Consider the following 24,879-nt stretch of genomic DNA (forward strand, 5'->3'; position numbering starts at 1 on the left):
CAAAAATGCGTTACAAGAGCCGGGCCCGCCGTTGACTCGGCGTCGAGCCCGTGGATTGGATCAGGTAGTGACTTCAACAAGCCAGATCAGCAGGTCCATACGGAGGAACCGGGGCGCGGCGGCGGCGGTCGCGCTCGCGATGGCGACGGCCCTGCTCGCGGGCTGCTCCGCCAAGTCCGGCGGCGTGGTCGTCGGCTCCAACAACTTCCCCGAGAGCAATCTGCTCGCCGACATCTACGGCGAGGCGCTCAAGGCCAAGGGGATCGACGTCACGTACAAGCCGAACATCGGCAGCCGCGAGACCACCTACGGTCTGCTGAAGAACGGCTCCGTCGCCGTACTGCCCGAGTACAACGGGGCGCTGCTGGCCTACCTCGACCCCAAGGCGACGCCGAAGAGCGCCGAGGAGACCACGGCGGCCATCAAGGCCAAGCTCGCCGCCAAGCTGACCCTGCTGGACCCCTCGGCGGCGCAGGACAAGGACTCCCTCGCGGTCAACGCCGAGACGGCCCGGAAGTACCACCTCACCGCGGACTCCAGCGCCGCCGACCTCAAGGCGGTCGCCAAGGACCTGGTGATCGGGGGCTCGCCGGAGTTCCAGACCCGGCAGCAGGGCCTGGTGGGCCTGAAGTCCGTCTACGGCCTGGACTTCAAGTCCTTCAAGGCCCTGGACGCGGGCGGCACGCTCACCCAGACCGCGCTGAAGAAGAACGACGTCCAGGTCGCCGACATCTTCAGCACCGATCCCACCATCGCCAAGGAGAAGTTCGTCGTCCTCAAGGACCCGCGGAACCTCTTCGGCTTCCAGAACATCCAGCCCGTCGTCTCCAGGACCGCGCTGCCGAAGAAGGGCGTCGCCGCCCTGAACGCGGTCTCCGCCAAGCTCGACACCGCGGCCCTGCTGAACATGGACACCCAGGTCCAGCTCCAGCACAAGGACCCGCTGGACGTGGCGAAGGCGTGGCTGAAGTCGGCGGGGCTCGACTGAGGCACCCGCGACACGAAGGGCGGGGGGGGGGGGGGGGGGGGGGGGGGGGGGGGAGGGGGGGGGAGGGGGGGGGGGAGAAAAAAATAATAAAACCCCCCCCCCCCCCGCCCTTGTGTCCGGTCCGTCAGAGGTCGAACTCGTGCGGCGGCAGCTCCAGGGTGAAGCAGGCCTCGCGGACGACGGACTGCTCGGTCTTGTCGAAGTCGCCGTCGGCGCCGCCGATGACGATGCCGATCTGGATGACGGCACGGGCCTCGGCGGGCTTCTTCTTGGCCTTGGCGATCTCCTGGAGGACGCTCACCTTGCCGAAGGCGAAGTCGGTGGTGAGCTTGTTCAGATTGTCCTCGAAGCGGCGGCGCAGGTCGTCCGCCGGGAAGTTCTGGAGCACCTCATTGGTGGCGATGAGCTGGGCCACGCGCTGGCGCTCGGAGGGGTCGACGGTGCCGTCCGCGGCGGCCACGAGGGCGCACATCGCCATGCTCGCGTCCCGGAAAGCGCCGCTCTTCAGGTCGTTCTTCTTCGCCACCAGCTGGTTCTGCATCTGCGACGCGGATTCCTTGACGCGGTCCCACAGGGCCATGCTCGCTCCTCATATCAACGGCAGGTGCCCCGCGGCACCCACCGGCAACTTCTACAACACCGTAGAAACTGACGGTGGGGCCGGAAAGTTCCGGGACGTCACACCGCGCTCGTCCCGGCCTCCTCGGCGAGGGCGCGTGCCTGGCGGCGGCGCCTGCGGCGGCTCACCCGGGGCTCCTGGTCCGGCAGCCAGCCGAAGGCGAGGCAGCTGCCGACGACCCCGAGCAGCAGGCCGATGAAGAAGCCGCCCAGGTTGGACGTGACCCAGGTGCCCAGCGACGCCAGCACCCCGAGGATGGAGTAGAAGAGCCGCTGGGCGGGGTTGAAGAGGACCAGCAGGCCCAGCAGCGCCATCAGGACCGGCAGCAGATAGCCGGCGAGCCCCTGCATGCCGATGTGCATCACGACCTTCAGCGACGCCTTCTCGGTCAGCAGGACCTCGCCGCCGCCCAGGGCGAGCAGCAGCCCGCCCCAGAACGGCCGACGGGCCCGCCAGGCCCGGAAGGAGCGCCGGGGAACCGGTCGGGGACTCTCCTCCACGGCGCTCAGCAACCCGAGTCGCTGAAGCGCAGCTTGAGACCCGGCAGCTTGAACACCCCTGCCGTGGTCGCGTAGTTGGTCTGCCGCAGGTTGTCGATGTGCACGCTGTCGGCCTGCTGGCTGAAGACGCCGATCGGGCCCTTCGCGTTGGCCTCGGTCAGCGTGCTTGCGTCGTTGCCGATCTCGATGTGGTTGAACGAGGCGTCACCCGACATCTCGGTGGAGTCGGTGGTCAGATCGGACGCGCTGACCTTGGTCGCGCCGCTGCCCGCGGTGATCAGCAGGTTGGTGCCGCCGAGGTCGACGCTCTGGCACAGCTTGGTCAGGGTGGCCTTCTTGATCGCCGAGGTGACGATGAGTTCCTGGCCGCCGGTGTCACCGGCGTTGGGGCTGCCGTCGGCCATGTTGTCCAGGCCGCCGAACTGTTCGAACCCGGTGCCGTCCAGCTGACTCGCGGTGACCGTGAACGGCATGCCGGAGATGGCGAACTGCACACCGAGCGCGCCCTGCGCGGTGAGGACCGCGAGGCCGGCGGCGACGAGGGTGGCGGGCACCGCCATCACCGCGGCGCGACGGGCCCGGACGCGGCCCCGTCTCCCGGCCGCGGGGGCCGGGGTGCCGCTCGGTGCTTCGGACGGTGAACCGCTTTCCGGGTTCTCGGGGGTGTTGCCGGTGGACGAGAGGTCCGGGGACGAGGCCATGTCTGCTCCCGTGGGCATGGATCAATGCGGGTTGGGCTTCAGTGGCGCGATGTCCTGGCGCGGACAGCGGCCGCCGCGGACGCCTCCTCGCACTCCCGGCGGGTGCAAGGGCTTTCTCGTTACGCGGCGGTAGCCTTTCGAGGAAGTTACCGCCGGTTACATTTTGGGGTCAAGGGAGATGTGAAAAAAGGGTGTCGACGGTGCGTGCGGGCCCTGAGAACCCTCAACTTCCCCTGTGTACAGATGCGTTGAACGGTCAGACGGGTTGACGCCGATGGTTGACGGGGTTACAAATTCTTCAGATTCCACGGATCCGTGGCGCCGGATCCCCCGAGCGGCAGCGGCCGTGCCCCCTGCGGGCACCGGCCGCGTTCCCGGCCCTTACGCGGCACCCGCTCCACTGCGCGGCGATCGTCGCGAACGGTGATCTTCCCGCACTTCGCGCGAGTACGGCACGGACAGCTCCCCCACGGGTCCGTACCGGCACCCCCCTGTTCGTCCGGCCCGGCCGATTCCCCCCGGGTACCGGCCGGTGTCCGGCCCGCCGCCGTCGCCGGTCCGTCGCGTAAGGAGAAGGCGTGACGGACCCGCGCCGGCGGCGAATCCGCACCGCCGTGCAACCGCCCCCACCCCCCACGTCCGCGTTTCCCCACCCCATCAGAGAGGCATCCGCATGCGTACGCGTACCCTCATCGCTCTCGCCGGCACCGCCACCGCCACCGCGCTCGCCCTCGTGTCGGCCGGTCCGGCCTCCGCGGCCGGCACGGTCCTCACCACGGGCAGCGCCGGCGGCACCGCCGTCGCGGTCGGCGACACCCTCACCGCGCCCCTGGCCGGCGGCACCTCGGCCACCTTCTACTCCAGCTCGACCGGCACCAGCGGCGTGAAGTGCGGCACCTCCCAGTTCACCGCCAAGGTCACCGCCAACCCGACCGCGCCGGGCACCGCCACCGAGTCCCTCACCGGGCAGACCTTCAGCGGCTGCACCAGCAATGTCACCGGTGTCCTCGGCGTCACTAGCGTGACCATCGACAACCTGCCCTACACGGCGGCGGCGTCCTCCAGCGGCACCCTCACCGTCACGCCCCCGAGCGGCTCCGTCATCCAGTCCACGGTCAAGCTGAGCACCCTGCTGGGCAGTGTCACCTGTGTCTACCAGGGCCCGAGCCTGGCCGGGAAGACGGCCAACGCCGACAACAGCATCACCTTCACCAACCAGCAGTTCAGCAAGACCTCCGGGTCCTCGCTCTGCTTCTCCACCGCGTACTTCAGCGCCAAGTACGCACCGGTGACCGACGGCGGGGCATCGGTCTACGTCAACTGACGTCCCCCGGGCGGTCGTTTCGGGCCGTCCTGAACGCAGCGCCCAGGCGGCGCCGACGCGGTGCACTCAGGCATCGCGGCGGCGCCGCCCTGCTGTGTGCCATCCCGCCGAAAGGGCCGTACTGCCTTGACCCGTAAGGCAGTTGGTCTTTTCCGGCCCGCCGGTGAGACGCCGTTGAGGAGCCGGCCGTCCGCCTCGTATCGTGGCGATCATGGGGACTCCCGTTGTCATTCGGTGAGTTATCGTATGCAAGGGGTTAAAAACAAACCGCATGTCCCGTTCGTTCGTCTCGCGAGGAGGGGTCCCAGCATGGCGAGGCAGTTACGCGCCGAACAGACCCGGGCCACGATCATCACGGCCGCCGCCGATCTGTTCGACCAACACGGCTACGAGTCCACCAGTCTGAGCGACATCGTCGCACACGCGAAGGTCACCAAGGGCGCCCTCTACTTCCACTTCGCCGCCAAGGAGGATCTGGCGCACGCGATCCTGGAGCTGGAGAACCGCGCGGCCCGCCGCCTGGTGGCCGACCTCGACGGCCGCGGCTACTCCTCCCTCGAGGGCCTGATGCGCACCACCTTCGGGATCGCCCGGCTCGCCGTGGACGACCCGGTGCCGCGCGCCGGACTGCGCCTCGCCACCGCCGACGTCACCGTACGGCCGCCGCTGCGCCACCCCTACACCGAATGGCTGGAGTTCGCCGCCCGCAAGTTCACCGGGGCCGTACGCGAGGCCGATGTGCACGGCGACCTGGACGTCTCCGCCGCCTCCCACTCGCTCGTCTGCTTCTTCTTCGGCACCCGCGTCGCCGGCCGCTTCGAACCCGTGGGACGCCTGCCGCGCCGGGTCGCCGAGATGTGGCACCTGATGATCCGCGGCCTGGTCCCGGTGCACCGCCGCCCCCGCTACGTCACCCTCGCCACGCAGCTGGAGCGGGAGATCAGGACCGCGTGAGACGCGCGGTACGGTGACGGACATGCCCCGAACCCCGTTCGCATCCGTGATTCTCGGCAATGAGCCCGGCTCGTTCCCGCACGGCGTGCTGGCCGAGCGGCACCCGGCGATCATCCGCCAGGTGCGGGACGCCCTCCCGTACGGCCCCGGGCAGCACCGGGCGCTGGACGAACTGCTGGAGAGCTGCGCCGAGGGGACCGTGCCACCCCTGCCCGCCGACGCCCCGGACCGCGCGGCGTGGCATGAGTGGGACCTGGCCGAGTACGCCGGGCGGTCCTGGTTCGACGTGCCGTGGCTGTGGTCCGAGAGCTACTTCTACCGCCGACTCCTCGAAGCCGTCGGCTACTTCGCGCCCGGACCCTGGCGGGGCATCGACCCCTTCCGGCCCGTCAAGCGCGCCGAACTGGACGCCCCGGAGACCGACCGGGAGCTCGCCGCCCTCGATGACCTGCGGGAACTTTCCGAGCCCGAGCGGGGCCGCGCCCTGCTGCACGGCTCGCTCTGGGGCAACCGCGCCGACCTGGGTTTCCGGCTGTCCGCCGAGGGTGCCGAGGCCCGGGACCCGGCGCCCGCGCTGGTGGCCGACGACAGCGAGCGGCTGTGGTCGCTGCTGCCGCCCGGCGGCGCCGCCGACCTGGTCCTCGTCGCGGACAACGCGGGACGTGAACTCGTCCCCGACCTGCTGCTGATCGCCCATCTGCTCGCCGGGGGCCGGATCGCGCGGGCGGTGCTCCAGGTGAAGCCGTACCCCTACTACGTCTCGGACGCGATCATGGCCGATGTGCTCGACGGCCTGGAACGGCTGCGGACGGCGCCGGGCGCGGCCGGTGAGCTGGGGCGGCTGCTCCGCTCCGCCATGGCCGACGGGCGGCTCACGGTCCGCGCCCACCCCTTCTTCTGCGCCCCGCTGCCGTACGAGCGGATGCCCCGGGACCTGCGCGCCGAGTTCGCCGCCGCCACCCTCACCGTCGTCAAGGGCGACCTCAACTACCGCCGCCTGGTGGGGGACCGGCGATGGCCGCCGACCACCCCCTTCGCCGACGCGACCGGCTACTTCCCGGGCCCGGTGGCCGCGCTGCGCACCCTGAAGTCCGAGGTGATCACCGGGCTGACCGCCGCCACCGAGGAGCGGCTGGTGGCGGCGGAGGGGCAGCGCTGGCGCACGGACGGCACACATGCGCTGATCCAGGTCAACTGATCCGCACGGGAAGCGACTTGATCCCGTTGATGAAGTTCGACACCAGCCGCTCGGCCGGGCCCGCGGGGCGCAGCCCGGGCAGGGCGCGCGCCACCTCCGCGTAGAGCAGCCGCAGTTGCAGCCGGGCGAAGTGGGCGCCCAGGCAGACGTGCGGGCCGTCCCCGAAGGAGACGTGCGGGTTGGGGGAGCGGGCGAGGTCCAGCCGCCCGGGGTCGGCGAAGGCCCGCTCGTCGCGGTTGGCGGAGGCGTGGAAGACCACGACCTTGTCGCCCGCCGGGATGCGCCGGCCCGCCAGCTCGGTGGCCTGGACGGCGGTGCGCCGGAAGGTCAGCACGGGCGGGTGCCAGCGCAGCAACTCATCCACAGTAGGGGCGAGTCCGGCCTTTCCGGTGCGCAGCAGCGCATACGACCGAGGGTGTTCGGCCAGGGCCAGCAGACCGCCCGGGGCCGCGCTGCGGACGGTGTCGTTGCCCGCGACCGTGAGCAGGAAGAAGAACATCTCCAGCTCGGGCCCGGTGAGTTCGGGGTCGGTGGCGAGGGTCGTCATGATGTCGTCGGCGGGGTGCCGGCGCTTGTGCGCGGCCAGTTCGTGCGCGTAGCCGAACATGTCCCGCAGCAGCGCCGGGGAGCGCGGGTTCAGCGGCCTGCCCGAGCCGTCGAGGACCGGGGCGGCGGCCTCGTCCGGGTCCTGGTAGCCGATCACCCGCCGCGTCCAGTCCAGCAGCAGCCCGCGGTCGCTCTCCGGGACGCCCAGCAGATCCGTGAGGTTGAGCAGGGCGTACTCATCGGTGACGGCCGCCACCAGATCGACCGTGCCGCCCCCGTGCGCGGCCCGCTCCCGGGCCGCCGCGAGCAGGGTCCGCGCCCGCTCCCGGGCGAGGTCCGCGAACCGCTCGATCCGCCCCGGGGTGAACGCCCGGCTCACCAGCCGCCGCAACCTGCCGTGCTGGGGCGGATCCTGATTGAGCATCATGCGCCGGACGAACGGCAGGTCCTCCGGGTCGGGGTCCCGGATCTGGGTCGCGCCGAGGTGCGAGGAGTACACGGCCGAGTCCTTCAGGACCCGGACGACGTCCGCGTGCCGGGTCACCGCCCAGAACCCGGGCCCGGCGGGCCAGCCCAGCACCTCGGGCTCCTCCTGCCAGGCCACCGGGTGCTCCTCGCGCAGCACGCGGTAGGCGTCGTACGGCACCCCGGAGGCGTACCGGCGCGGGTCGAAGACGTCCGGCACCGGACCGGCGGTCCTGGTGCTCACGCCTCGTCGCTCCCGTCCGCGCGCAGGAAGTCCTCCACCACCCGGATCAGCTCCAGCGGTGTCTCGTCCATCGCGTAGTGCCCGGCCCCGGGCAGGGCGACGAGATCGCCGTGCCGGTACCAGGACAGCCAGGTCTCCCGCATCAGGCCGGGCGACAGGGCCGGGTCCAGCTCGCCCGCCACGGCCAGCGCGGGCACCTCGCTGCCGGTCACCTCGGCGTGGAAGTCCTCGCCCGCCCAGGAGTCCAGCCAGGCCCGGAACGCCTTCGCGTCGCTGCGCTGGAACGAGTTCCAGACCATCCGGTCCAGCCAGGCGGCCGGGCGGCGGCCACCGGTGGTGAAGTCGATGATCGCGCGCCGGTTGCCCGCCTTGTGCGCCGCGTCCATGAACAGCGCGCCCTGCTCGCCCGATAGCGGCATCCCCGCGGCGGGCACCGGGGAGACCCCGACGATCCGGCGCAGCCGCTCGGGGGCGAGCGCGAGCAGCCGCTGGGCCACCGCGCCGCCCATGGAGTGCCCGACCACCGAGAACCTGGCCCAGCCGAGCCGGTCGGCCAGCGCCACCAGGTCCACGGCCGCCTGCGCCGTCGTATACGGCCCCGGCGCGGCCGCGGCCTCCCCGTAGCCGCGCAGATCGACCGGCACATAGGTGAAGGAGGTGCGGTCCAGGTCCGGGAGGACGGCCGCGTAGGCGGAGCGGTCGGCGAACCAGCCGTGCACGGCGAACACCCGGTGGGCGCCGTCGCCGTGCACCTCATGGGGCAGCACGAAGGAGTTCATGCGCCCACCGTGGCCCGGGTGCCCGAGCACGGCAAGGGCGCGGACGGGGCACACCTCGGGGGCGGTTCACGCGATGGTGTGATCATGTCCCGCGCGTGGGATGGGTGTTCGGGGCCCCGGGTAGGGCCCGGCCATGACGCAGCCGTTCGAACTCCCGCACTTCTACATGCCGTTTCCCGCGCGGCTCAATCCGCACCTCGACGAGGCCCGCGCCCACTCCGCCGGGTGGGCGCGCGAGATGGGCATGCTGGAGGGCTCCGGGATCTGGGACCGGGCCGACCTGGACGCGCACGACTACGGGCTGCTGTGTGCCTACACCCACCCCGACTGCGACGGCGCCGCCCTCTCGCTGATCACCGACTGGTACGTATGGGTGTTCTTCTTCGACGACCACTTCCTGGACATGTTCAAGCGGACCCAGGACCGCGCCGCGGGCAAGGCCCACCTCGACCGCCTCCCGCTGTTCATGCCCATCGATCCCGCGACCCCCGTACCCGAGCCGGAGAACCCCGTCGAGGCGGGTCTGAAGGACCTGTGGGCGCGTACGGTGCCCGCGATGTCGGTGGACTGGCGCCGCCGCTTCTCGGTGGCCACCGAGCATCTGCTCAACGAGTCGATGTGGGAGCTGTCCAACATCAACGAGGGGCGGATCGCCAACCCCGTCGAGTACATCGAGATGCGCCGCAAGGTGGGCGGCGCGCCCTGGTCCGCCGGGCTCGTGGAGTACGCGACCGCCGAGGTGCCCGCATCCGTCGCCGGTACCAGGCCGCTGCGGGTGCTCATGGAGACCTTCGCCGACGCCGTGCATCTGCGCAACGACCTGTTCTCCTACCAGCGCGAGGTCGAGGACGAGGGCGAGAACAGCAACGGCGTGCTCGTCCTGGAGACCTTCTTCGGCTGCACCACCCAGCAGGCCGCCGACACCGTCAACGACATCCTCACCTCACGCCTGCACCAGTTCGAGCACACCGCGCTCACCGAGGTGCCCGCGGTCGCCCTGGAACACGGCCTCACCCCGCCCGAGACGGCCGCGATCGCCGCCTACGCCAAGGGACTCCAGGACTGGCAGAGCGGCGGCCACGAATGGCACCTGCGCTCCAGCCGCTACATGAACCAGGGCGCGCGCAACGACGCGCCCTGGCTGCTGCCCAGCGGCCCCGGCACCTCCGCCGCGCGCGTCGGCGCCCTGCTCGCCTCCGCCGCGCACGAGCGGCTGCGCGCCTACGCGCATGTGCCCCATCAGAAGGTCGGCCCCTCGATCCTGCCCGAGTTCCACATGCCGTTCGCCCTGGAGCTCAGCCCGCACCTGGAGGCCGCCCGCCGCAATCTGCGCGCCTGGTGCGACCAGGTGGGCATCCTCCAGGAGGGCGTCTGGGACGAGGACAGACTGCGCGCCTGCGACCTCGCCCTGTGCTCCGCGGGCCTCGACCCCGACGCCACCCCCGAGGCCCTCGACCTCAGCGCCCAGTGGCTCGCCTTCGGCACCTACGGCGACGACTACTACCCGCTGGTCCACGGCCGCCGCGGCGACCTGGCCGGGGCCCGCCTGGCCACCGCCCGGCTGTCGGCCTGCATGCCCGTGGACGGCGAGCCCCCGCTGGTGCCCGGCAACGCCCTGGAACGCTCCCTGAGCGACCTGTGGGCCCGGACCACCGCCCCGATGAGCACCGCGCAGCGGCGCACCCTCAAGCGGGCCGTGGACACCATGACCGAGAGCTGGGTGTGGGAGCTGTCCAACCAGCTCCAGAACCGCGTGCCCGACCCGGTCGACTACCTGGAGATGCGCCGCGCCACCTTCGGCTCCGACCTCACCCTGAGCCTGTGCCGGATGGGCCGGGGCCCCGCGGTCCCGCCGGAGGTCTACCGCAGCGGCCCGGTGCGCTCCCTGGAGAACGCCGCCATCGACTATGCCTGCCTGCTCAACGACATCTTCTCGTACCAGAAGGAGATCGAGTACGAGGGTGAGATCCACAACGCCGTCCTGGTGGTGCAGAACTTCTTCGGCGTCGACTACCCGACCGCGCTCGGCGTCGTCCACGACCTGACCACCCAGCGGATGCGGCAGTTCGAGCATGTGGTCGCCCATGAACTGCCCGTGCTGTACGACGACTTCGGGCTGTCCCCGCAGGCCCGGGCGGCGGTGGACGGCTACGTCGACGACCTGCGGAACTGGCTCGCGGGCATCCTCAACTGGCACCGGGGCGTGGACCGTTACAAGGACGCGTGGCTGTCCCGGCGCGCCCACGGCTTCCTGCCCGACCGCCCGCCCGTGCGCCCGCTGCTCACTCCGGGCTGACCGGCCGTTTCGGAATCTACTCGTACGGAGTAGGGCATTCAGGGAACTTCGGTGGACTCTTCGCGGTCTTCACAGTCAAGGGGAACGACACCACGCGAGAACACGGGGGGTGTTCGAGCTTGACCGAGATCATCGAGAAGGCCGTCGAGGGGATCACCGGCGCCACGGGCGAGAAGAAGCGGGCGCCGGGCGAACTGCGGCCGTATGTCGCGCCGTTGACCGTGCCGCCGGTGCTGCGGCCGGCCGGGGCCGACGTCCGGCGGGAGACCGAGATCGCCCTGCGCCCGACCTGGGTGCGGCTGCACCCGCAGCTGCCGCCCACCCTGATGTGGGGCTACGACGGCCATGTCCCCGGCCCGACCATCGAGGTGCGGCGCGGCCGCCGGATCCGCATCGCCTGGACCAACCGCGTCCCCAGGGACGCCGAGTACCCGGTGACCTCGGTGGCGGTGCCGGTCCGCGCGCCCGGCACCGCGCCCGCCACCACCGAACCCGGCCGCGGCGGCGCCGAACCCGACAAGGACGTCGCCGCCCTGCCCGCCTGGACGGTGACCCATCTGCACGGCGCTCAGACCGGCGGCGGCAACGACGGCTGGGCGGACAACGCCGTCGGCTCCGGCGACGCCCAGCTGTCGGAGTACCCGAACGACCATCAGGCGACGCAGTGGTGGTACCACGACCACGCCATGAACATCACCCGCTGGAACGTGATGTCCGGGCTCTACGGCACCTACCTCGTCCGCGACGACGAGGAGGACGCCCTCCATCTGCCGTCCGGGGAGCGGGAGATCCCGCTGCTGCTCGCCGACCGCAACCTCGACACCGACGAGGACGGACGGCTCAACGGACGGCTGCTGCACAAGACGGTCGTCGTACAGCAGAGCGACCCGGAGACCGGCAAGCCGGTGACCATCCCGTTCACCGGGCCCTACACCACGGTCAACGGCCGCATCTGGCCGTACGCCGAGGTGGACTCGGCCTGGTACCGCTTCCGCCTGGTCAACGCCTCGAACGCGCGCATCTTCGACCTGGTGCTGATCGACGAGGACGGCGACCCGGTGCCCGGCATCGTGCACCAGATCGGCAGCGACGGAGGGCTGCTGCCGCGGCCCGTGCCGGTGGACTTCGGTGCGGAACTGCCCACCCTGACCGCGGCGCCCGCCGAGCGCTTCGATCTGCTGGTGGACTTCCGGCGGCTGGCCGGCCGCACCCTGCGGCTGGTCAACAAGGGCCCCAACCAGCCCGCGGGCGTGCCCGACGCGGCCGGTGACGTGCGCTGTCCGGCCGTCATGGAGTTCCGGGTCCGCGAGGCCGCCGAGCGCGACACCTTCGAGCTGCCCGAGGTCCTGTCCGGCTCCTTCCGCCGCCTCACCCACGACCTGCCGCACGGCCACCGGCTGGTCGTGCTCACCCCGCCCGCCACCAAGGGCGCGGGCGGCCACCCGGAGATCTGGGAGATGACCGAGGTCACCGGCACCGACGGACCGGCGCTCCCGGCCGACGGGGTCATCCGGCTCACCGGCTCCGACGGCACCACCAAGACGTACCGGCGCATCGCGCGGACCTTCAACGACGGGCTCGGATTCACCATCGGCGAGGGCAGCTACGAGCAGTGGAGCTTCCTCAACCTCGCGCCCATCGTGCACCCCATGCACATCCACCTGGCCGACTTCCAGCTGCTGGGCCGGGACGCCTACGACGTCTCCGGCTTCGACCCGGCGATCGGCGGCACCCGCGCCCCGATCCGCTACGACGCGGGCACCGCGATCCCGCTCGCACCCAACGAGCAGGGCCACAAGGACGTCTTCCGGGTGCCCGGCGGCCAGTTGCTGCGGGTCATGGGGCGCTTCGACGGGGCGTACGGCAGGTTCATGTACCACTGCCATCTGCTGGAGCACGAGGACATGGGCATGATGCGCCCGTTCGTCGTGATGCCGGCCGAGGCGATGAAGTTCGACCACGGGGCGATGCACGACGGCGGCCACGGAGGGCACCTGGGCTGAGCCGGCCCTGAGCCGCTCCTGAGCCGGGGCCGGTGCGCGGGGCGTCCGTAGTGACTACCCGCCGCCGGCCTCCGGACAGTCTCACTCGTTCGTGTCTCGTCAGGGGCCGGTGCGCCGGGTAGATGACCGGCCGGAGGCGAGCGAACCATGGAACACACTGCGTTGCGGCCCAGGCCGCTGCCGGGCCGGGGCCCCCGGACCGGCGGCGGCCCCGCCCACCACCCGCACGCCGCGGCCCGGCGACGGCGGCGGCTGCGGACCCTGCTGCTCGGTGCCTGCGCGGGCACCCTGCTGGTGCTGTCCGGCGTGGGCATCGGCGCGGTCGGCGCCACGGTGCTCGGCGGGGCAGGAGCGAGCGCGCCGCACCCCCGGGCCGCGGCGGCGCCCCCCCGGGCCACCCTGGGCGTGGAGGCCGTCGACTACGGCAGCCCCGGCGCGCTGGTGGTGGGCGTGCACACGCCCGGCCCCGGCTACCGGGCGGGCCTGGCCCGCGGGGACGTCCTGCTCCAGTTCGGCGGCGCCCGCGTCGACACCGCCGCCGACCTGGCCCGGGCCGTCGCCCGCGCCCGCCCCGGCAGCGAGATCCTGCTCACCGTGCGGCACAGCGGCGGCGGCTTCCAGCAGTTGACGGTGGTGCCGGGCGTGGTGACCTGAGCGCCGCGGGATCCTCCGATCGGGTCGCGGGGCCCGGTGCGGGCGGGCAGGATGCTGCCGGGGGCGCCTTCCGCGCGCCCCGGTACCTGCCCGACCAGCCCGACCAGCCCGAACCGCCCGGAGGCCCGGATGACCGGTAGTACGACCACGCCCTTCAGCGCAGCCGACCACAGGGCCCGCATGGAGCGTGCCGCGCGCGCCGCGGCCGACGCCGGTCTCGCCGGGCTGCTCGTGGCGCCGGGCCCGGACATGGTGTGGCTGACCGGCTACACCCCCACCGCCGTCACCGAGCGGCTCACCCTGCTGGTCCTCGCCCCCGGCCAGGATCCCGTCCTGGTCGTCCCCACCCTGGAGGCCCCGGACGCCGAGCACTCCGCCGCGGGCGAGGTGCTCACCCTGCGCGACTGGACCGACGGCAAGGACCCCTACGCCGTCACCGCCGGGCTGCTCGACGGCCGCGGCCGCTACGGCATCAGCGACAACACCTGGGGGATGCACGTCCTCGGCCTCCAGCGCACCCTGCCCGGCAGCTCGTACGCCGCCCTCACCGACGCCCTGCCCATGCTGCGCGCGGTCAAGGACGCCGCCGAGGTGGAGCTGCTGGCGGCCGCCGGAGCCGCGGCCGACGCCGCGTTCGAGGAGATCCGCAAGGTGACCTTCGCCGGACGCCGCGAGTCCGACCTCGGCCGGGACCTCGCCGCGCTGCTGCGCCGCTTCGGCCACTCCCAGGTCGACTTCACCATCGTCGGCTCCGGCCCCAACGGCGCCAACCCGCACCACGAGGTCGGCGACCGCGTCATCCGGCGCGGCGACATGGTCGTCCTCGACTTCGGCGGCCTGAAGGACGGCTACGGCTCCGACACCACGCGCACCGTGCACGTCGGCGAGCCCACCGAGGAGGAGCGCCGGGTCCATGACATCGTGCGCGAGGCCCAGGAGGCCGGCTACCAGGCGGTGCGGCCGGGCGTCGCCTGCCAGGAGGTCGACCGGGCCGCCCGCGAGGTGATCACCGACGCCGGGTACGGCGAGTACTTCATCCACCGCACCGGGCACGGCATCGGCGTCACCACGCACGAGCCGCCGTACATGATCGAGGGCGAGGAGCTGCCGCTGGTGCCCGGGATGTGCTTCTCGGTGGAGCCCGGCATCTATCTGCCCGGCCGGTTCGGGGTGCGCATCGAGGACATCGTGACGGTCACCGAGGACGGCGGCCGCCGTCTCAACAACACCGGCCGCGAGCTGGTGACAGTGGACTGAGGGCCCCCGCGGGCCCAGGGCGACCACCCCCGACGACACCCGGAACGGCAACGCGCGATCCATGACCCAGGCACCGACCCCCACCGCGGACACCGTCCGCCAGCTGGTCCGTTCGCTGCTCAAGGAAGGCCCCGAGGGCGACGGACCCGACGTCCGGCTGGTCCGGGAGGGCCACGCGTACACCTGGTGGGTCGGCACCCGCCAGGTGCTGCGCCTCGCCCCCGACCGGGAGGCGTCCGCCCGCCGCCGCCGGGAGCTGCGGCTGCGCGCCCTGGTCCGCCCGCACGTCCCGGTCGCGGTGCCGGTCAGCGTCGCGCACGCCGACTGGGCACCCGGCCTCGCCTGCACCCTGGACACGGTGGTGCCCGGTGGCACCGCCGAGGAGCACGAGGTCTCGGCGGCCGGCGAGGCCGATCTCGCCGGGCTGCTCACCGGGTTGCGCGCGGTGCCGGTACGGCAGGCCGAGTCCCTCGGTGTGCCGCGCGCCGCCCCGCGCTCCCTGGAGGCGCTGCGCCGGATGGCGGTGCACGCGGCCGAACAGCTCGCCGCCGCCGACGAGTTCGACGCCGCGCCGATGTACCAGCTGACCCCGGCCGGGGCCGCCCAGCTCGCCGCGCAGCCCGGTGTCGCCGTGCTCACCCACCACGGGCTGACCGGCGAACACGTGGTGGTCGGCGCCGACGGGCGGGTGCGCGGCGTCCTCGACTGGACCGAGACGGCGCTCGGCGATCCCGCCGAGGACATCGCGGGGCTCGCCGTCGCCGTCGGCTCCCCGGCCGCCGTCCGCGCCGCCACCCTCGCCGGGTACGGCGCCCGCCCCTGCCTGCGCGGCCTCTGGCTCGCCCGCTGCGACACGGTGCTGCGCCTCGCGGACCGCCTCGACGGCCGCGCCCCGGGCGATGCGACGCTGCTGCGCACCCAGCTGCGCCGGGCGTGGGAGCCGATCCTGCTGGAGCGGGTGACCGACTTCAAGTCGGCGGGGGAGGAGCTGTGACCGGCGTCCCTCGCCTCAGGGCTGGCTGAGCACCACGCACGACTCCCCGGGCAGCTGGAGGATCCCGTCCGCGCCCGGCGCCCGCACCGGCCCCCACGCGGCGAGGACCAGGGCCGGGCGGGAGCCCAGCGGGATGGCGGCCACGTCCTCGCCCAGGTTCACCGCGACCCGTACGTCGCCCCGCCGGAAGGCCAGCCAGCGGGCCTGCCCGTCGTAGGCCACCTTCGTGTCGGCGAGATCCGGGTCGGTGAGGTCCGGCTGGTCGCGGCGCAGCGCGATCAGCCGCCGGTACCAGTCCAGCATCCGTGCGTGCTCGGCGCGTTCGGGCTCCGACCAGTCAAGGCAGGAGCGCTCCCGGGTCGCCGGGTCCCCCGGGTCCGGTACGTCCTCCTCGGCCCAGCCGTGCGCCGCGAACTCCCGGCGCCGCCCGCGCCGTACCGCCTCCGCGAGGCCCGGGTCGGTGTGGTCGGCGAAGTACTGCCAGGGCGTCCCGGCCGCCCACTCCTCGCCCATGAACAGCATCGGGGTGAACGGCGCGGTCAGCACCAGCGTCGCCGCGCCCGCCAGCAGACCGGGGGAGAGGTGCGCCGAAAGCCGGTCGCCCTGGGCGCGGTTGCCGATCTGGTCATGGGTCTGGGCGTAGCCGAGCAGCCGGTGCCCGGCGACCCGCGCGCGGTCCAGCGGCCGGCCGTGGTGCCGCTCCCGGAAGCCGGAGTAGGTGCCGTCGTGGAAGTAGCCCCCGGTGAGCGTCTTGGCCAGCGCGGCGAAGGGATCGCGCGCGAAGTCCGCGTAGTAGCCCTGGGACTCGCCGGTCAGCGCGGTGTGCAGGGCGTGGTGGAAGTCGTCGTTCCACTGCGCGTGCAGCCCGAGCCCGTTTCGTGTGCGCGGCGTGATGAAGCGCGGGTTGTTGAGGTCGGTCTCGGCGATCAGGAACAGCGGCCGGTCCACCTCCGCCGCGAGGTGGTCGACGGCCGCCGACAGCTCCTCCAGGAAGTGCACGGCCCGGGTGTCGTACAGCGCGTGCACCGCGTCCAGGCGCAGCCCGTCGAGCCGGAAGTCCCGCAGCCAGGCGAGCGCGCTCTCGACGAGGAAGGCGCGCACGTCGTCCGAACCGGGCGCGTCCAGATTCACCGCCGCGCCCCACGGAGTGGTGTGCGTGTCGGTGAAGTACGGCCCGAAGAAGGGGAGATGGTTGCCGGAGGGCCCCAAGTGGTTGTGCACCACGTCCAGTACGACACCGAGCCCCAGCTCGTGCGCCCGGTCCACGAACCGCTTCAGCGCCTCGGGGCCGCCGTACGGCTCGTGCACCGCCCACGGCGACACCCCGTCGTACCCCCAGCCGTGCCGCCCGGGGAACGGGCACACCGGCATCAACTCCACGTGGGTGATGCCCAGTTCCGCCAGATGACCGAGCCGGGCCGCCGCCGCGTCCAGGGTGCCCTCGGGGGTGTACGTGCCCACATGCAGCTCATAGAGCACCGCGCCCGGCAACTCCCGCCCCGGCCACGGCACCCGCCACCGGTACCGCTCCTGGTCGACGACCGCGCTCAGCCCGTCCGGGCCGTCCGGCTGCCGGCGCGAGCGCGGGTCGGGCAGCACCGGACCGTCGTCCAGCGCGAACCCGTACCGGGCGCCGTCACCCGCCGTCGCCTCCCCCTGCCACCAGCCTTCGCGCTCCGGATCGCGCGCCAACGCCCGCGTGGCGCCCTCGCACTGGAGCGTCACCCGGTCTGCCTGCGGTGCCCACACCTCGAACTGCACGGACGGTTCCCCTTCGTCTGTTCACCGTGATGTCCCGCGCTCCCATCGTGCCCGCCCCCACCGCCGATCTCCCCTTCGATCGGGCCCTTTCCCCCCAGGTGTCGTGCGATGTTTCCCGGCGGGCCGCGCGGAAGTACCGGCGGGCGTGCGCCGATCACCCGCTTTCTGGACACCCGCCGCCCGCTGACCGACAATCACAGGCGTGACGTCGTCCTTCGAGTTCCCCACCGCCCCGGCCCCGGCGTCCGCGCGGCTGTCCGACACGGAGCGGGAAGCGGCGCTCGTGGTGCTGCGGGAGGGCGCGGCCAAGGGCCGGCTGTCGCACGAGACGTTCGTGCGCCGCATGGAACTGGCGCTCGCCGCGCGGCACGCCGACGAACTCGCCGTCCTCGTCGCCGACCTGCCCCGCGACAACCGCTTCTCCCGCGCGATCTTCGGCACCGTCGAGGCCGTCTCCGGCTTCACGGTACGACTGCGCCGCGCCTGGCAGGCCGAGCGGCTGCCCAAGCTGCTGCTGCCGGGACCGGCCCACACCCGGCTGCGGATAGGCCGCGACCCGGGCAACGGGCTGCGGCTGACGCACGAGACGGTCTCCCGGGTGCACGCCGAACTCAGCCGGCAGGGCGGGCTGTGGATCCTGCGGGACCTCGGCTCCACCAACGGGACCACCGTCAACGGCCGCCGGGTGATCGGCGCGGTCGCGGTCCGCGAGGGCGACCAGGTGGCGTTCGGGCGGGTGGCGTACCGCCTGTCGCTGAGCTGAGCTGAGCTGAGCGCGCGGCCGCGGCGCCCCGGTCGTTCGTACGGGTGACCCGCACTGCGGAACGCCGGACGTCCTGCCGATGCAACGGGCATGACGTACTTCACCAGAGCGACAGCGGCCGCCGGTATGCTCCTGGCCGCCGCCGGTCTCCTCGCCGCGGGCCCGGCCCAGGCGGCATCCCATCCGCACGGCAACCGGCTGCACCTCACGATCACCCGCTCGGGCGCCCGGGCCGACAGCGGCCGCAGCGCCCTGCTGCGCTGCCTGCCGCCGCAGGGCCATCCGTACGCGGTCGTGGCCTGCGCCGAACTGACCGCCGCCCGCGGCGACATCGACCGCATCCCGGCCCGCAAGGTGTTCTGCCCGCGGATCTACTCCCCGGTCACCGCCACGGCGCACGGCCGCTGGAACGGCCGGACGGTCGACTTCCGGCGGACGTACACCAATTCCTGCGAACTGCGGGCGCGCACGGGCTCGGTCTTCGACCTCGGCGACTGACCTCCCCCGGGGAGACCGCCCCGCCCTACCGATCCGCCTGCTCCCGGGCCTGCTGGGCCGCCAGCAGCACCGTGCGCGACTGGTGCTCCACCTGGTGGTCCAGGGGCACCCAGCGGGCCCGGAAGCGCCGGGCGAAGGCGTCGGACCAGGTGGCGACGAGCCGTTCGAGGTCCGGCGCCGCCCGGTCGCCGCTCTCCCGCAGCACCCGCAGCAGCATCGCGGCCGCCCGCAGCGGCAGCCGCCGCCCGAAGGCGTCCACGCTGCCGACGTACGCCATCGTGGAGGCGGCCGGGGCGGTGTGGGTCCAGTCCTCGGCCAGGCCCGGGATCAGCTCCAGCGCCCAGCGCGCGGCCCGCAGCAGCGGCCCGTCGGCGCCGTCGAGCCGGGGCAGCGCCTCGGCCAGCACCCGCTCCACCTCCCGTGAGTCCCGCAGCAGCCGCCCGGCCAGCCGCCGCATCGCCGCGGCCGGTGCCGGGTGCGGCGCCGGGTCGTCCACCAGGTCACTGGCCCACATCGGCACCTCCACCACGGCGGTCAGACCCCCGTAGCGGTGCGCGTGGTACCAGGTGCTGTGCCGGGCGTCGTCCGGCATGCTCGGGTAGGCCACGCCACTGTCGGGCCCCGGCATCACATGCACCCCGGGCCCGGACGCCGGCCAGCCCGCGGCGTCCGAGGCGCCCGTCTCCACCGGGATGTGCAACTGCGCCGCCGACTTGGCGAACGGCTCCGCGAGGCCCGGCACGTCCCGGGTCAACTGCACCCAGCTGCCGCCCAGATCGGTGCCGTGCAGGGTCACCTGGAGGTAGGGGCGCAGCTCGTCGATCACCCCGGTCAGCGCCCGGGTCTCGGGCGGCAGCCGGTCCGGGGGCAGCACGGACGGCGACCACTCCGGCTGCTCGGCGCCGGTGGGGCGGTAGAAGCCGAGGTGGTAGTCGAGCAGGCTGCGCGGGGCCGGGGTGACATGGAGGGCGGCGCCGTCCGGGTCCGCGCACAGCAGGAAGTGCCAGGAGGTGCCGGTGCGCAACTCGCGTTCCGCCAGCACCCGTCGGGCCAGCGTCCGCAGGGTCGAACCGCCGGTCGGTTCGTTGGCGTGGGCGCCCGCCACCACCAGCACCGACTGTCGCGCGTGTCCCACCGACAGCAGGTGCAGGGGGCGCCCCGCGCGCGAGCGGCCCACCTGCCGCAGCGCGCACAGCCCAGGCTCCGAAGCGGCCAACGCCCGTGCGCAGGCCACCAGTTCGGGAACGCTGGGATAGCGCAGCTCCGGCAGGAGACTCACCCCCGATGCGTCCGCCCTGCTTCGCCCTCCCAGTCCCGCACGGTGCGCGGTGGCTGTCAAGCGTCCGGCCGGATGCCCGGTCGGCAGGTGCCAACCGGAGCCGGTGCCACCGCGTTCACGGTGCTCACCGCTGGTGCAGCCCCCGCCCCGCGAGCGTCAGGAACACCTCGCCCACCGCCTCCGAGAGCGTCGGATGCGGATGCACATGCCGGGCCACATCGGCGGGTTCGGCCTCCCAGCCGACGATCAGCTGGGCCTCGGCGATCAGTTCGGATACCTGCGGGCCGACCAGATGCACCCCGAGCACCCGCCCGCCACCGGCCTCGGCGACCACCTTCACCATGCCGCCCCGGCCGTGCACCATGCCCTTCGCCAGCGCGGTCAGCGGCATGGCGCGCACGGCCGGCTCGTGCCCCCGGGCCCGCGCCTCCGCCTCCGTGAGCCCGACGGCGGCGGTCTGCGGAGAGGAGTACGTGACCCGGGGTACGGCCGTGTGGTCGACCGGCGCGGGCCGCAGTCCCGCGAGCGTCTCGGCGACGACCAGCCCCTCGGCGAAGGAGGCGTGCGCGAGGCCGGGCGACGGCGGCGGCAGCAGATCCCCGACGACATGGATCCCCGGCACGGCCGTCTCCAGCCGGTCCCAGTCGGCCGGTACGACGAACCCGCGGGCGTCCGCCGCGAGACCGGCCGCCCCCAGGTCCAGGCCCTCGGTGACCGGGACCCGGCCGACCGCCACCAGGAGCCGCCGCGCCGTCAGCGTCCGGGTCTCCCCGCGCGCGCCGCGCACCCGGGCCCGTACCCCGTCGGGCAGCACCTCCGCGTCCAGCAGCCGCGCTCCCGCCTGGACGTCGATGCCGCGCCCCCGCAGCCCCCGGGTGAGGTGCCGGCTCACGTCCGCGTCCTCCAGGGGCAGCAGTCGCTCCGCCGCCTCCACCAGGGTGACCTCCGCGCCCAGGGAGCGGTGCAGGGAGGCGTACTCCACGCCGATCGCGCCCCCGCCGAGGACCAGGACCGAGTCCGGCAGCCCGGGTGCGAACAGCGCGTCGTCGCTCGTCACCACCCGCCGTCCGTCCGGCACCAGCCCGGGGAGCGCGCGGGGGCGTGAACCGGTGGCGAGGACGATGCCACGGCGCGCGGTGAGCTGGCGCACGCCGGGCGCGTCCCGTACGCCCTCCACCCGCACCGTCCGCGCCCCCGTCAGCCGTGCGCTGCCCCGCACCACCCGCACCCCCGCCTCAGCCAGATGCGCCCGCAGCCCCTGGTGGTTGCGGGAGACGATGTCGTCCCGGGTGGCGGCCAGCGCGGGCCAGTCGACGGAGTCCAGCGTGGCCTTCACCCCCCACCGCTCCCGGGCCTCGGCGATGCCGTCGATCAGCTCGGCGGCGTGCAGCATCGCCTTGCTCGGGACGCAACCGCGGTGCAGACAGGTGCCGCCCAGCTTGTCGCGTTCGACGAGGGCGACGGAGAGGCCGAGGGCGGCCGCGCGCAGGGCGGTGGCGTAGCCGCCCGTGCCGCCGCCGATGACGATGACATCCGCCGTGTCCGCCGCCCCGGCCGCGTCCGTGGCATCCGCTGTGTTCGTGGTCATGCCCACCACCCTGCGGCCGGCCCTTGCCATGAGTCCAAGGCAATGTTCTTGTGGCATCCATGCGGAACGTTCATGGGAGGGCGCGGAGTTGAGCCTGCGGCAGATGGAGTACTTCGTGACGGTCGTCCAGGAGGCGTCCTTCACCCGCGCGGCCGACGCCCTGCATGTCACCCAGTCCGCGCTCTCGCACCAGATCAAGGCGCTGGAGAAGGAGGTCGGCGGGGCGCTGCTGGAGCGGCTGCCCCGGGGCGCCCGGCTCACCCCGATGGGCCGCGCCTTCTGGCCGGGCGCCGAACTCGCCGTGCGCAGCGCCGCCCGGGCCCGTCGCGCGGCCCGCGCCGCCGCCCGGGCCCGTCGAGCGGCCCGCGCCGCCGCCGGGGCCGAGGGCGGCGAACTGCACATCGCCGCCCTGCACTCCATCGCCGTCGGCGCCCTGCCCGACGTCTTCGCCCGCTGGCGCGCCGACCGCCCCCACGTCCTGCTGCGGCTGTACGAGTACGCCACCGCCGAGGCCCTGGAGGACGCCGTGCGGCGCGGCACCGCCGACCTCGCCATCGGCCCCGAGCCCGCCGAGCCGGTCGGCACCGTCGTACCGATCGGCGCGGAGGAGATCGTCCTGGTGGTGCCGTTCGACGACCGGCTCGCGGGCCGTTCGACGGTGACCCTGCCCGAACTGGCCGACCGGGCCTGGGTCCGCTGCGCCATGGAGCCCGTGGTGCACGGCGCCCGCTTCCTCGACTGGGCCTGCGGGCGGGCCGGGTTCACGCCGCGGACCGCGGTGTGGACCGAGCAGTCCTCGACGGCGGTGCGGATGGCCGCCGCCGGGGTCGGGGTGTGTGCCGCGCCCGCCCACATCGTGCGCGGCGCCGTGGGCGAGGACTGTGTGCTCCTCACCCCCGACCCGCCCTGGCGGCGCCCGCTGACCGTCTACGCCCGCACGGAACCCATCGGAGCCACCGCGGCCTTCGTGGACCTGCTGCGCACCCGCTGGCCCGCCGTGAGCGGTCTCCCGGCGGGGCCCGAGCGGTTGCCGCTCACTCCCGCGCGGCCCGCTCCAGGAGTGCCACCGGCCGGGGTCCGAACAGTTCCGTGAGGCGTACCCGGCCGGTGAACTCCCGCTCCGGGTCCAGCACATCGGCCCAGCGGCCGGGCGGCAGGGGCAGGCTGGTGTCCCGCCAGCCGCCGGACTCCGCGAGCCGCAGGGAGAGGCGGGTCACCGCGGTGATCACCTCCCCGGAGCGGGTGAAGGCCGTGCAGTGCTGGGCCGCCGGGCCCTCGGCGGGCAGCGGGTCGTAGGACGCGGCCGCCCCGAAGGCGTCGGGCCTGCGGGCGCGCAGCCGCAGTGCCGCGCGGGTCAACGCGGCCTTCTCGCCCGGGTTCTCGGGCGGCAGGGCGGCCGGGCGGCGGTTGTCCGGGTCCACCAGGGCGCGGAACTCGCCCTCCGCGCCCTGGTACACGTCCGGGACGCCCGGCATCGTCAGGTGTACCAGGGCCGTGCCGAGGACGTTGGCCCGGATGTGCGGCTCCAGCGTCTTGCGGAAGGCGGTCACGCGCTCACCGGGCGGCCCGCAGGGACCGGCCGCGGCGAAGGCGGTCACCGCCTCCTCGTACGGCGTCTCCCGCTCGGTCCAGCTGGTGTACATGCCCGCCTCGCGCGCATGCTTCAGCAGATACCGGCGTACCCGCTCCTCGTCGGCCGGGCCGAGCCCGAACACCGTCTGCCAGGCCGCCCAGGCCAGCTGCCGGTCCGGGGCGCCCTCCTCGGGCCGGGTCACCTCGGCCACCAACTCCGCCCAGCGGCCGGGGCATTCGGTGAGGACGGCGAGGGCCGCGCGGACGTCGGCGCTGCGCTTGGTGTCGTGCGTGGTGACGGCCGTACCGGTGAGCGGCCGCTCGCCTTGGACGCGGGCGCAGTACGTGTGGAACTCGCGCGGGGAGATCCCCGGCCGGCCCGGGTCGCCGCCCACCTCGGTCGCCGACAGCAGCGGCACATAGCGGTAGTACGCCGTGTCCTCGACCGACTTGGCCCGCAGCGCGGAGGCCGTCTGCGCGAACCGGGTGCGCAGCTCCAGCCGGTCGGCGTGGTCCGGCGCGGCCGGGTCCCCGGGCGTCTCGACGAGCAGGTGGCGCACGAGGTCGACGGCCGCCGCCTCCTCGGGCACCACGAACGCGAGCCGGGCCTCCTCGGCGGCCTCCTCGGTGATGACGGCGGCCGCGTCCCCGGAGGCGTACGGCCGGTAGACCCGCATCCGGACCAGGAGTTCCTCCAGGGCCGTGCGCAGCGCCCAGGGGGCCCGGTCGCGCAGCGCGAGGTCGGGGGAGTGCGCGCACAGCCGCACCGCGACCCGGGTGAGCCGCTCGGTCTCGGTGGCCAGCTCATGGGTGAGCACCTTGTAGGCGGCCCGGCGGGCCGTGGCGTCCCAGACGCCGCCCCGGTCCTGCTGCGGGGCCGCGAACCGCCGGTATTCCGTGAGCAGTTCGACCGCACCGTCCGGGTCCGTGAACAGGCCGTCGACCCGGCGCAGCGCGTCGTAGCCGGTGGTGCCCGCGACCGGCCAGGAGGGCGGCAGCCGTTCGTCGTCGGCGAGGATCTTCTCGATCACCGTCCAGCGGCCGCCGCTCGCCTCGTGCAGCCGGGCGAGATAGGCGTCGGGGTCGGCGAGCCCGTCGGGGTGGTCGACGCGCAGCCCGTCGGCCACGCCCTCGTCCAGCAGCTGGAGGATCTTGGCGTGGGTGGCGTCGAACACCGCGGGGTCCTCCACCCGCAGCCCGATCAGCTCCGAGATGCTGAAGAACCGCCGGTAGTTCAGCTCGGTCCGGGCGAGCCGCCACCACACCGGGCGGTACCACTGGGCGTCCAGCAGCTCGGGCAGCGCCAGCCCCTCGGTGCCGGCGCGCAGTGGCAGCACCTGGTCGCGCAGGCGCAGCGTGTCGCCGTCGATCCGCAGATGTTCGAGCTCGGCGCCGAGCGGGGCGCCGAGGACCGGCAGCAGCACCCGGCCGCCCCCGGCGTCCCAGTCGATGTCGAACCAGCGGGCGTAGGCCGATTCCGGTCCCTCGCGCAGCGTCTCCCACAGGGCGCGGTTGTGTCCGGGCGCCATCGCCATGTGGTTCGGCACGATGTCCAGGACCAGGCCGAGGCCGTGCTCGCGGGCGGTCCGGGACAGCGCGCGCAGCCCCTCCTCGCCGCCGAGTTCCGCGCGGACGCGGGTGTGGTCCACCACGTCGTAGCCGTGCGTGGAACCAGGGACGGCCTCAAGGACGGGGGACAGATGCAGATGGGACACGCCGAGCGAGGCGAGGTACGGGACGGCCGCCGCGGCGGCCGAGAACGGGAAGGCGGGCTGGAGCTGGAGCCGGTAGGTGGCCGTGGGCACCCCCGGTCCGGGTCGCGCAGAGGTCATGGAGACCTACGTACCCGCCCTGCCGCGTTTCGTGTCACCCGGACCGGGCCGGTGGGCGAGGCGG

General features: G+C 73.6%; 21 protein-coding genes. 12 read left to right on the forward strand and 9 right to left on the reverse strand.

Annotated elements, in window-relative coordinates; genetic code table 11:
• The first annotated feature begins 67 nt into the window (after positions 1–67).
• Positions 68–988 (forward strand): ABC transporter substrate-binding protein, encoded by a 921-nt coding sequence (locus ACLF5H_RS00520; protein WP_421674070.1) that lies wholly within the window; start codon positions 68–70, stop codon positions 986–988.
• A 124-nt stretch (positions 989–1,112) separates the two neighbouring features.
• Here ACLF5H_RS00520 and ACLF5H_RS00525 read toward each other — a convergent pair whose 3' ends face one another.
• The 3 genes from ACLF5H_RS00525 to ACLF5H_RS00535 form a co-directional block, all read right to left on the reverse strand.
• A complete protein-coding gene (locus ACLF5H_RS00525; protein WP_085567128.1) occupies positions 1,113–1,568 on the reverse strand; it encodes a tellurite resistance TerB family protein in 456 nt (151 codons plus the stop codon).
• Between the two features lie 98 nt (positions 1,569–1,666).
• Positions 1,667–2,107: a DUF6114 domain-containing protein gene (locus ACLF5H_RS00530; RefSeq protein WP_421674071.1), complete on the reverse strand. Its 441-nt coding sequence runs from the start codon at positions 2,105–2,107 to the stop codon at positions 1,667–1,669.
• A 5-nt stretch (positions 2,108–2,112) separates the two neighbouring features.
• Positions 2,113–2,808: a DUF6230 family protein gene (locus ACLF5H_RS00535; protein WP_421674216.1), complete on the reverse strand. Its 696-nt coding sequence runs from the start codon at positions 2,806–2,808 to the stop codon at positions 2,113–2,115.
• 673 nt (positions 2,809–3,481) lie between these two features.
• Here ACLF5H_RS00535 and ACLF5H_RS00540 point away from each other — a divergent pair.
• From ACLF5H_RS00540 to ACLF5H_RS00550, 3 genes are all read left to right on the forward strand, one after another.
• On the forward strand, positions 3,482–4,132 hold the full coding sequence (locus ACLF5H_RS00540) for a Tat pathway signal sequence domain protein (RefSeq protein WP_421674072.1): 651 nt from the start codon (positions 3,482–3,484) through the stop codon (positions 4,130–4,132).
• A 309-nt stretch (positions 4,133–4,441) separates the two neighbouring features.
• Entirely contained in the window at positions 4,442–5,086 is a 645-nt protein-coding gene (locus ACLF5H_RS00545; RefSeq protein WP_421674073.1) for a ScbR family autoregulator-binding transcription factor, read from the forward strand.
• A 22-nt stretch (positions 5,087–5,108) separates the two neighbouring features.
• Positions 5,109–6,284 (forward strand): damage-control phosphatase ARMT1 family protein, encoded by a 1,176-nt coding sequence (locus ACLF5H_RS00550; protein WP_421674074.1) that lies wholly within the window; start codon positions 5,109–5,111, stop codon positions 6,282–6,284.
• On the opposite strand, the gene ACLF5H_RS00555 is transcribed toward ACLF5H_RS00550, so the two are convergent.
• Both ACLF5H_RS00555 and ACLF5H_RS00560 read right to left on the reverse strand, forming a co-directional pair.
• Positions 6,277–7,539: a cytochrome P450 gene (locus ACLF5H_RS00555; RefSeq protein WP_421674075.1), complete on the reverse strand. Its 1,263-nt coding sequence runs from the start codon at positions 7,537–7,539 to the stop codon at positions 6,277–6,279. The genes ACLF5H_RS00550 and ACLF5H_RS00555 overlap by 8 nt on opposite strands.
• Entirely contained in the window at positions 7,536–8,318 is a 783-nt protein-coding gene (locus ACLF5H_RS00560; protein ID WP_421674076.1) for an alpha/beta fold hydrolase, read from the reverse strand. The genes ACLF5H_RS00555 and ACLF5H_RS00560 overlap by 4 nt, the downstream gene beginning before the upstream one ends.
• Positions 8,319–8,451: 133 nt before the next feature.
• On the opposite strand from ACLF5H_RS00560, the gene cyc2 reads away from it, so the two are divergent.
• The 5 genes from cyc2 to ACLF5H_RS00585 all read left to right on the forward strand — a co-directional run bounded on the left by cyc2 (position 8,452) and on the right by ACLF5H_RS00585 (position 15,522).
• Positions 8,452–10,614: a germacradienol/geosmin synthase Cyc2 gene (gene cyc2 / locus ACLF5H_RS00565; RefSeq protein WP_421674077.1), complete on the forward strand. Its 2,163-nt coding sequence runs from the start codon at positions 8,452–8,454 to the stop codon at positions 10,612–10,614.
• 119 nt (positions 10,615–10,733) lie between these two features.
• On the forward strand, positions 10,734–12,617 hold the full coding sequence (phsA, locus tag ACLF5H_RS00570; protein WP_421674078.1) for an O-aminophenol oxidase PhsA: 1,884 nt from the start codon (positions 10,734–10,736) through the stop codon (positions 12,615–12,617).
• A gap of 147 nt (positions 12,618–12,764) precedes the next feature.
• Positions 12,765–13,271, forward strand: coding sequence for a PDZ domain-containing protein (locus tag ACLF5H_RS00575; protein ID WP_421674079.1), 507 nt, complete (start codon positions 12,765–12,767; stop codon positions 13,269–13,271).
• A gap of 129 nt (positions 13,272–13,400) precedes the next feature.
• Positions 13,401–14,528, forward strand: coding sequence for a M24 family metallopeptidase (locus ACLF5H_RS00580; RefSeq protein WP_421674080.1), 1,128 nt, complete (start codon positions 13,401–13,403; stop codon positions 14,526–14,528).
• Between the two features lie 61 nt (positions 14,529–14,589).
• A complete protein-coding gene (locus ACLF5H_RS00585; protein WP_421674081.1) occupies positions 14,590–15,522 on the forward strand; it encodes an aminoglycoside phosphotransferase family protein in 933 nt (310 codons plus the stop codon).
• Between the two features lie 15 nt (positions 15,523–15,537).
• Here ACLF5H_RS00585 and treZ read toward each other — a convergent pair whose 3' ends face one another.
• The gene (gene treZ / locus ACLF5H_RS00590) at positions 15,538–17,283 is read right to left on the reverse strand and encodes a malto-oligosyltrehalose trehalohydrolase (RefSeq protein ID WP_421674082.1); all 1,746 of its coding nucleotides are present in this window, start codon (positions 17,281–17,283) and stop codon (positions 15,538–15,540) included.
• 202 nt (positions 17,284–17,485) lie between these two features.
• Here treZ and ACLF5H_RS00595 point away from each other — a divergent pair, with 202 nt between their 5' ends.
• A complete protein-coding gene (locus tag ACLF5H_RS00595) occupies positions 17,486–18,046 on the forward strand; it encodes an FHA domain-containing protein (RefSeq protein ID WP_421674083.1) in 561 nt (186 codons plus the stop codon).
• A 90-nt stretch (positions 18,047–18,136) separates the two neighbouring features.
• On the forward strand, positions 18,137–18,544 hold the full coding sequence (locus tag ACLF5H_RS00600; protein ID WP_421674084.1) for an SSI family serine proteinase inhibitor: 408 nt from the start codon (positions 18,137–18,139) through the stop codon (positions 18,542–18,544).
• A 25-nt stretch (positions 18,545–18,569) separates the two neighbouring features.
• On the opposite strand, the gene ACLF5H_RS00605 is transcribed toward ACLF5H_RS00600, so the two are convergent.
• A complete protein-coding gene (locus tag ACLF5H_RS00605; RefSeq protein WP_421674085.1) occupies positions 18,570–19,823 on the reverse strand; it encodes a M14 family zinc carboxypeptidase in 1,254 nt (417 codons plus the stop codon).
• Between the two features lie 124 nt (positions 19,824–19,947).
• Positions 19,948–21,411 carry a dihydrolipoyl dehydrogenase gene (lpdA, locus tag ACLF5H_RS00610; RefSeq protein WP_421674086.1) on the reverse strand — a complete coding sequence of 488 codons (1,464 nt, stop codon included), beginning with the start codon at positions 21,409–21,411 and terminating at the stop codon, positions 19,948–19,950.
• Between the two features lie 103 nt (positions 21,412–21,514).
• Here lpdA and ACLF5H_RS00615 point away from each other — a divergent pair, with 103 nt between their 5' ends.
• Positions 21,515–22,504 (forward strand): LysR substrate-binding domain-containing protein, encoded by a 990-nt coding sequence (locus ACLF5H_RS00615; RefSeq protein WP_421674087.1) that lies wholly within the window; start codon positions 21,515–21,517, stop codon positions 22,502–22,504.
• Here ACLF5H_RS00615 and treY read toward each other — a convergent pair.
• Positions 22,446–24,815 carry a malto-oligosyltrehalose synthase gene (treY, locus tag ACLF5H_RS00620; RefSeq protein ID WP_421674088.1) on the reverse strand — a complete coding sequence of 790 codons (2,370 nt, stop codon included), beginning with the start codon at positions 24,813–24,815 and terminating at the stop codon, positions 22,446–22,448. The two genes, ACLF5H_RS00615 and treY, sit on opposite strands and share 59 nt — an antisense overlap.
• Positions 24,816–24,879: the final 64 nt, after the last annotated feature.

It is taken from the genome of Streptomyces sp. LaBMicrA B280, from assembly GCF_049222185.1.
In the GTDB taxonomy this organism is placed as follows: Bacteria; Actinomycetota; Actinomycetes; order Streptomycetales; family Streptomycetaceae; genus Streptomyces; species Streptomyces murinus.

What these genes read in the sequence shown, in the direction of transcription:
- ACLF5H_RS00580 (WP_421674080.1), top strand. Translation starts at nt 13,401, where the DNA reads ATGACCGGTAGTACGACCACGCCCTTCAGCGCAGCCGACCACAGGGCC.
- ACLF5H_RS00560 (WP_421674076.1), bottom strand. Translation starts at nt 8,318, where the DNA reads ATGAACTCCTTCGTGCTGCCCCATGAGGTGCACGGCGACGGCGCCCAC.
- ACLF5H_RS00525 (WP_085567128.1), bottom strand. Translation starts at nt 1,568, where the DNA reads ATGGCCCTGTGGGACCGCGTCAAGGAATCCGCGTCGCAGATGCAGAAC.
- ACLF5H_RS00545 (WP_421674073.1), top strand. Translation starts at nt 4,442, where the DNA reads ATGGCGAGGCAGTTACGCGCCGAACAGACCCGGGCCACGATCATCACG.
- lpdA (WP_421674086.1), bottom strand. Translation starts at nt 21,411, where the DNA reads ATGACCACGAACACAGCGGATGCCACGGACGCGGCCGGGGCGGCGGAC.
- ACLF5H_RS00550 (WP_421674074.1), top strand. Translation starts at nt 5,109, where the DNA reads ATGCCCCGAACCCCGTTCGCATCCGTGATTCTCGGCAATGAGCCCGGC.
- ACLF5H_RS00600 (WP_421674084.1), top strand. Translation starts at nt 18,137, where the DNA reads ATGACGTACTTCACCAGAGCGACAGCGGCCGCCGGTATGCTCCTGGCC.
- ACLF5H_RS00585 (WP_421674081.1), top strand. Translation starts at nt 14,590, where the DNA reads ATGACCCAGGCACCGACCCCCACCGCGGACACCGTCCGCCAGCTGGTC.
- cyc2 (WP_421674077.1), top strand. Translation starts at nt 8,452, where the DNA reads ATGACGCAGCCGTTCGAACTCCCGCACTTCTACATGCCGTTTCCCGCG.
- ACLF5H_RS00535 (WP_421674216.1), bottom strand. Translation starts at nt 2,808, where the DNA reads ATGGCCTCGTCCCCGGACCTCTCGTCCACCGGCAACACCCCCGAGAAC.
- ACLF5H_RS00615 (WP_421674087.1), top strand. Translation starts at nt 21,515, where the DNA reads ATGGAGTACTTCGTGACGGTCGTCCAGGAGGCGTCCTTCACCCGCGCG.
- ACLF5H_RS00575 (WP_421674079.1), top strand. Translation starts at nt 12,765, where the DNA reads ATGGAACACACTGCGTTGCGGCCCAGGCCGCTGCCGGGCCGGGGCCCC.
- treY (WP_421674088.1), bottom strand. Translation starts at nt 24,815, where the DNA reads ATGACCTCTGCGCGACCCGGACCGGGGGTGCCCACGGCCACCTACCGG.
- ACLF5H_RS00540 (WP_421674072.1), top strand. Translation starts at nt 3,482, where the DNA reads ATGCGTACGCGTACCCTCATCGCTCTCGCCGGCACCGCCACCGCCACC.